The organism is Pseudoalteromonas sp. SR45-5 (assembly GCF_014163565.1).
In the GTDB taxonomy this organism is placed as follows: Bacteria; Pseudomonadota; Gammaproteobacteria; order Enterobacterales; family Alteromonadaceae; genus Pseudoalteromonas; species Pseudoalteromonas distincta.
Window position 1 is genome coordinate 1 of the sequence record NZ_JACJDN010000171.1, and the last position, 6,908, is coordinate 6,908.

General features: G+C 41.8%; 7 protein-coding genes. 3 read left to right on the top strand and 4 right to left on the bottom strand.

Annotated elements, in window-relative coordinates; translation table 11 throughout:
- The 4 genes from H5072_RS08475 to bioA form a co-directional block, all read right to left on the bottom strand.
- The coding region (locus tag H5072_RS08475) for an iron ABC transporter permease (RefSeq protein ID WP_182693256.1) at positions 1-642 on the bottom strand (642 nt) is incomplete at its 3' end.
- Positions 642-1,682, bottom strand: a complete 1,041-nt coding sequence (locus H5072_RS08480; RefSeq protein ID WP_182693257.1) for an extracellular solute-binding protein — start codon at positions 1,680-1,682, stop codon at positions 642-644. The genes H5072_RS08475 and H5072_RS08480, both read right to left, overlap by 1 nt.
- A complete protein-coding gene (locus H5072_RS08485; protein ID WP_002961238.1) occupies positions 1,683-2,495 on the bottom strand; it encodes a hypothetical protein in 813 nt (270 codons plus the stop codon).
- Positions 2,496-2,654: 159 nt separating this feature from the next.
- Entirely contained in the window at positions 2,655-3,956 is a 1,302-nt protein-coding gene (bioA, locus tag H5072_RS08490; protein WP_182693258.1) for an adenosylmethionine--8-amino-7-oxononanoate transaminase, read from the bottom strand.
- Positions 3,957-4,050: 94 nt separating this feature from the next.
- On the opposite strand from bioA, the gene bioB reads away from it, so the two are divergent.
- The 3 genes from bioB to H5072_RS08505 all read left to right on the top strand — a co-directional run.
- Positions 4,051-5,091 (top strand): biotin synthase BioB, encoded by a 1,041-nt coding sequence (bioB, locus tag H5072_RS08495; RefSeq protein ID WP_002961242.1) that lies wholly within the window; start codon positions 4,051-4,053, stop codon positions 5,089-5,091.
- A 10-nt stretch (positions 5,092-5,101) separates the two neighbouring features.
- The gene (locus H5072_RS08500) at positions 5,102-6,253 is read left to right on the top strand and encodes an 8-amino-7-oxononanoate synthase (RefSeq protein ID WP_182693259.1); all 1,152 of its coding nucleotides are present in this window, start codon (positions 5,102-5,104) and stop codon (positions 6,251-6,253) included.
- The coding region (locus H5072_RS08505) for a methyltransferase domain-containing protein (RefSeq protein WP_182693260.1) at positions 6,250-6,908 on the top strand (659 nt) is incomplete at its 3' end. The genes H5072_RS08500 and H5072_RS08505, both read left to right, overlap by 4 nt.

The following is a 6,908-nucleotide window of genomic DNA, read 5'->3' on the forward strand; positions in this document are numbered from 1 at the left end:
ATTGTATTCAACGTAAATTACGCGGGTAAAGGTATCTAAGCGCATCATTGCCGGCGTGCCAAAGTCTGATAACGTATAAAGCGCGACTAACAATGAGCCTGCTGCAATACCGTTAACTACGCGCGGTAATATAACTTTAAATATACTTTGCGTCATCGACATTCCAAGCGTACGCGCGGCATTAACCATGCTTGCGTCAAGGCTCAGTAGGGATGAGCGAGTTGTCATCATTACAAACGGGAAGGTATAAAGCGTCATTACAATGGCGGCACCTGTTAGGCCATACATTGATGGTGTTTCTATTCCTGTTAAGGTATTTATTTCGCCACCGGGGCCAAAAGCAGCATAAAGTGTAAATGCGCCAATATAACTGGGAATGGCCAGTGGGGCTGCAAATACAACCAGCCAGAGCTTTTTAAATGGTAAATGCACATACGCGCTAATAAACGCCAGTGGCACACCAATTAAAATAGATCCGAGTACCGTTAAACCCATTAACGATAACGTGTTACCTAAAATTTGAAGATTGTGGGTGTCAAACACTGAGCTTGCATCGCTTGCAAGCACAATTAATACATAAACAGGGGTAAGCGCAACAAGCGCTGCAAGCAGCGCCATTGGATAAGAGGCAGGTATTTTCATTACAATACGCCGCTGCTTCGCATCAAATCTATAGTAGGGCGTAAATCAGCTAGCTGTGTTAAATCTACTTTAGGTGGAGAAATATTAGCAAGTGACGGTAAACCCTCAGGTTGGGTAATACCATTTACTAACGGAATTTCGTACGCTTCACTGGCTAAGTAACCCTGTACTTCTTTACTTAGTAAGTAACGCATAAAGTTAGTTGCAAGCGGATCGTCGTTAAGCGCTAATACACCCGATGCATTAACTAAACAGCCCGCATCATTTTGTGTAAATGCTAAATCTAGCTTGGCATCAGGCTTACCTGATTTTAAACGCAAAGTGTAATAGTGATTTGCAAAACCAATATCAACTTCACCGCGCTCAACGCCCATAACAACACCTAGCTCGCCGGCGTATGTTTTAGCACGTTTTTGAATCTTTTTAAGCCACTTAGCGGTTTTGTCGTCGCCTTCTAAAATTCGCATTGCGGTTACAAACGATTGAAAAGAAGCGTAGGCGGGTGCCCAACCAATACTTAAATCGCTGTCGGCAATTTCCATAATACTTGTTGGAATTTGATCTTTAGTCAAACGCGACGTGTTATATGGCAATGTACGAATGCGACCAGTTACTGGTGCCCACTCTTTATATCTAAATTGTGGTTGTAACTGAGCAGATAAATCACTTGGGATGGGTTGTGCAAGGCCAGCATCGGTTACTAAACCAATTGCGCCTGAATCAACCGCCCAAAATAAATCAGCGCGGCGAACGCCAGCTTTAGCTTCTGCAACAATGGTATTTGCTAAAGCAGCAGTAGGACCTCGGCGTATACCGAGTTTAAAGTCTGGATTTTTTTTCTGGATTGCTTGTAATACGTTTTCATACAAACCACCTTCGCCTCGGCCTAAATAAAGCGTTAACTCGCCTTTAAGCTTTGGTAAATCGTCAACAGAAACAGGGTTTGCTATATCAGCGGCTAGCGCACGAGAAAGAGGCAGTGGCAATGAGCCAACCACCCCTAACGCGGCTAGGCCTTGAATAAAGGTCCTACGCTTCACTTAAAATACATCCTTACGTGCTTTTTCGGCTTTTTCTATTAAAACCTTAGCGCGGTCTAATTTTGTTTGCATGTCACTGATCACATCGCGTACTTCATCTACGCTTTTGCTGTTTTTAATTGCTTGTGGCAGTGTTACGTTAAAGTCTTTTTCCAGCACTTCAACTAGTTTTGCATCTTGTTCAATAAGTGTACCTTCAACGCCTTCAAACAGGTGCAGATAAGTATCGTGAACAATTTCAGTTGCTTCGTCTCGTAAACGCTCAGCAAATTTTGCTACTACACGGTCTAATTTGTGCTTAATTTCATCAATTGTGGCACTTTGTGTCATTTGAGTTGTAGCGGTTGCTTTTACAGTGTCTAACAAGCCTTTTTGCTGGAATTTTGCAGCAAGCTTAACAGCCCCAAGGCCTTGCCACAAGGCTATGTTCATCGCTTTTTGCTGTTTACGAACTTCCTCAGCAGGCTCTTTATTATCAATGGCCATTTTTACGCCATAAAGACCCTGCCAAATAGAAGCGTATACTGGTACAAAGTTAGTTTCTATTGCGCTGTGAAACTTAACTGATTCCCAATATTCAATTAAATCATCAGTTTTTACAGATTTTGCGCCTTTAGTATCGTAGTCGCTTACCATGGTATCAACTTTGCCTACCATCCATTCTACTTCTTCTGCGTAACTTTTGAGGTTAGCTTGAAGATGATTAACATGCTCGCCAATAGGGCCGTTAGCTAATACTGGTTGAGCCATAAACGCCGAGGCTAGTAAAAGGCTTGCACCTAAAGTTTTGGCTGGTTTAAATAGTAATTTCATAGCAAAGAAGTCCAAAAAGGTAATTGTAAATGATAGACATTATCATATAGCTAATGGTTAACGAGATCAATAACTACAAACTCGCTTAATAGATAAAAACACTAAATGTAGCGGTAGGTTACAGCAAATAGCGCTATAACCAGTATTCACTACCAGCTATTAAGCGTAATGCTTGCCTTTAATGGCATTGTAAATGGCATCACACAATGTTTTTATACTTGTGTCGTCACTTATATACGGTGGCATAAGGTAAATTAGTTTACCGAATGGGCGTATCCATACACCTTGCACTACAAAATAAGCCTGAATTTTAGCAACATCAACATTGCCCGCAGCCTCGTTCAGTTCAACAACACCTATTGCTCCTAAGGTACGCACATTGGCAACCGCATCTAGTTCACTGCATTTATTAAGTTGTTGTAGCTGTGTGTTTATTTGCTTTATTCGTTGTTGCCAGTTTTGTTCAAGTAATAAATCAATACTTGCGCAGGCCGCTGCACAGGCAAGCGGATTACCCATAAACGTAGGGCCGTGCATTAAAACACCGGCTTCACCTTCGCTTATGCCAATGGCTATTTTATCGCTAGTGATAGTGGCCGATAGCGTCATTGAACCGCCGGTTAATGCTTTACCAATACACATTATATCGGGTTCTATATTGGCGTGCTCTACAGCAAATAATTTACCTGTACGGCCAAAGCCTGTGGCAATTTCGTCGCAAATTAGCAGTACGTTATATTGGGTGCACAATTTACGTACGCAGGCTAAATAATCAGGGTGATAAAAGTTCATACCACCTGCGTTTTGTACAATAGGCTCAATGATAAAGGCGGCTACTTGGCTGTGGTTTGCTTTAAAGTATTCTTCAAGCTCTTGGGCTTCAGTTTGGTTAAACTCGAACCCAAATTGACTAACCGGTGCAGGCACAAAAACGTGTTCAGGTAAAAAACCTGAATATAAACTATGCATTGAGTTAACGGGGTCGCATACGCTCATGGCTGCAAAGGTGTCGCCATGGTAGCCCTTGTAAGGCGTCATTAATTTTTGTTTTGTTGTAATGCCTTGGCTTAACCAATATTGCAGCGCCATTTTTATTGCTACTTCAACACTTACCGATCCGCTGTCGGCTAAAAACACTTTAGTTAAACTAGGCGGCGTTATATTTACTATTTTTTTGCACAGCTCTACCGCGCTGTTATGCGTAATACCGCCAAACATAATGTGGCTCATATTATTAATTTGCTCAATCATGGCGTTATTTATAACAGGGTGGTTATAGCCATGTATTGCGCTCCACCACGAGGCCATGCCATCGATTAATTGCTCGCCAGTTTCGAGGTGAATAATATTGTGATTAGCATGTGTAACAGGGTATACCGGAATTGGCTTAGTCATCGATGTATATGGGTGCCAAATGTGCTCACGATCAAAATCAAGGTTAATCGTATTCTTTTTAATCATATGTAAACTTTAACTTGGTGGGCTTCGTTGACAATGGTACTTCAACTCGTAGACTAAGCCAATATCACCGCTGAGAAAAAAATAAGAGAGTATTATGGAACTTGCACCTGTTCGTCACGATTGGACCCACGCTGAAGTTAAAGCATTATTTGAAATGCCATTTAACGATTTACTGTTTAAAGCCGCATCGGTTCACCGTGCTAACTTCAACCCAAATGAAGTGCAAATTTCTACGTTGTTATCAATTAAAACAGGCGCTTGCCCAGAAGACTGTAAGTACTGCCCGCAGTCGGGCCATTACAGAACTGATTTAGAACGCGAACGCTTAATAGAAGTAGAAAAAGTAGTAGAGCAAGCACGCCTTGCAAAACAAAAAGGCGCTACCCGTTTTTGTATGGGGGCTGCATGGTCAGATCCAAAAGACAGAGACATGCCATACATTTCGCAAATGGTTAAAGAAGTAAAAGAGCTAGGGTTAGAAACCTGTATGACGCTAGGTAAACTCACAAACGAAAAAGCCCATGAGCTTAGAGACGCAGGGCTTGATTACTACAACCATAACCTTGACACGTCACCTGAGTATTACGAGCAAATTATATCAACCCGTACTTTTCAAGATAGATTAAATACCATTGACCACGTACGCGATGCCGGTATGAAAGTATGCTCGGGCGGAATAGTCGGTATGGGTGAGCAAGCAAGCGACCGTTTTGGACTACTTATGCAACTAGCTAATTTGCCACAACAGCCAGAAAGTGTGCCTATTAATATGCTCGTTAAAGTTAAAGGCACTCCGCTTGAAAACGTAGACGATTTAGATCACTTTGAATTTATACGTACCATAGCAACAGCGCGCATTATGATGCCACACAGTTATGTACGTTTATCGGCAGGGCGTAACGCCATGAACGAGCAAATGCAATCGATGTGCTTTTTTGCAGGCGCCAACTCAATATTTTATGGTGATAAACTCCTTACCACCGAAAACCCAGACGCTGATGCCGATATGAACCTAATTAAAAAATTAGGTATGAACCCAGAAAAACGTCACGACTATTCAGACGAAGCAGTTGAAGCCTCGCTTTCATCGCAAGTAGCCGACAAAGCAACCTCTGAATTGTTTTACGAAGCGTAGGCTTATATCAATGCCTTTTGATTTTATAAACACGCATCTGCAGGCTCGCCTGCAAGGTGCGTTACTTCGTAAACGCCACGTAGTACAACATGCAACAGCGCGCACCATAACGGTTAATAATAAAACCTACCTTAACTTTGCCAGTAACGACTACTTAGGCTTTGGTGATAAGGCTGTTAAACTTAATGACTCCCACGCATTAGGGAGTCACAGCTCAGCATTGGTTACCGGTTATCAGGCGCAGCAAAAAGCGCTTGAACAGTACTTATGTGAGCAATTTGGTTATGGCGCAGGAATGCTATTTAACTCAGGGTTTAGCGCTAATAGCAGCGTAATTAAAGCGCTGTTTCAAGATAAAGCGGCTGCACAAAACAGCGCTATTTTTCAAGATAAGTTAAATCATGCAAGTTTGATTGACGGGGCTATGCACTCAAACGCGGCATTAGTGCGTTTTAATCACAACGACATGAATCACTTACGTTCAAGGCTCGAAAAATCAAAAGCGCAAAACAAGCTTATTATAAGCGAAGGCGTATTTTCGATGGATGGCGATACCGCGCCTCTTAAAGAATTACTCGCACTTGCAAAACAGCACAACGCATGGCTAATGATTGACGACGCACACGGCTTTGGTGCATTAGGTAAAACAGGCTTAGGCAGTTGCGAAGCGTTTATTACTCAAACGCTGCCAGATATATTAGTCATTACTTTTGGTAAAGCAGTGGCTAGTAGTGGCGCGTGTGTATTAGGAAGTAAACAGTTTATTGATTACATGCTGCAGTTTAATCGCGATTACACGTATTCAACCGCCATGTCGCCGCTTATGGCAAGTCACACTCTTGCGCGTATTAAAAACATAAAAACAGCCAATGATAAACGCGATAAGCTACATGCCAATATTGCATTATTTAAGCAACTCACTAAAACCCATAATATTGCAGTAATGGAATCAAATACAGCCATACAGCCCATTGTATTAGGTTGTGCTGAGCAAACGTTACAAGCGGCAGATAAACTTAAACAACAGGGTATTTGGCTCACTGCAATTAGACCGCCGACGGTTGCACATAACACCTCACGTTTACGCATTACTTTAACCGCCGCACATACCGAGCAAGACATAACGCACTTAGTTAAGCATTTAGTAGGTGCAATAGCATGACTGCTCAGCCAGTATTAAAAACAGATCTAGTGCAAACACAACTTGTAAAACCGTGCCTAGTGAGTAGCGATTCAAATAAAGAATTAAATAAGGAGCCAAATCGAGAGCTAAACAAGGAGCTTAAAAAGTCTACACAAAGTAAGTTTTCAAAAGCGGCGGCGAGTTATAACACCCATGCAAATGTACAAAAACATGCTGCGAGCGATCTATTTTCACTCATAAAACCAGGCATTAATAAAAATAAGCTTTGTGTTGATTTAGGCGCAGGCCCGCTTGTTAATACGCATACCTTACAAAGTATGTTTGCAAGCGTTATTGCCATGGATTTGAGCTTAAACATGCTGCAAAGTAGTGATTTAACCACACCCAAAATATGCGCCGATATGGATAACTTACCGCTACAAGCAAACAGTGTTGATGTTATTTACAGTAACTTTGCAGTGCAGTGGTCTGCTAATTTTTCGGCTTTAATGCAATCGCTTTACAGCATATTAAAACCAGGCGGGCAGGCGTACATAAGCACTGTGGTAGAGGGCTCACTTAACGAAATAAAAACAGCTTTTGCAGCGCTTGATTCAAACAGCCATATAAATACTTTTAATAGTGAACAGTATATAAACCAATCAGTCCAAAAGGCAGGCTTTACTATTAATAG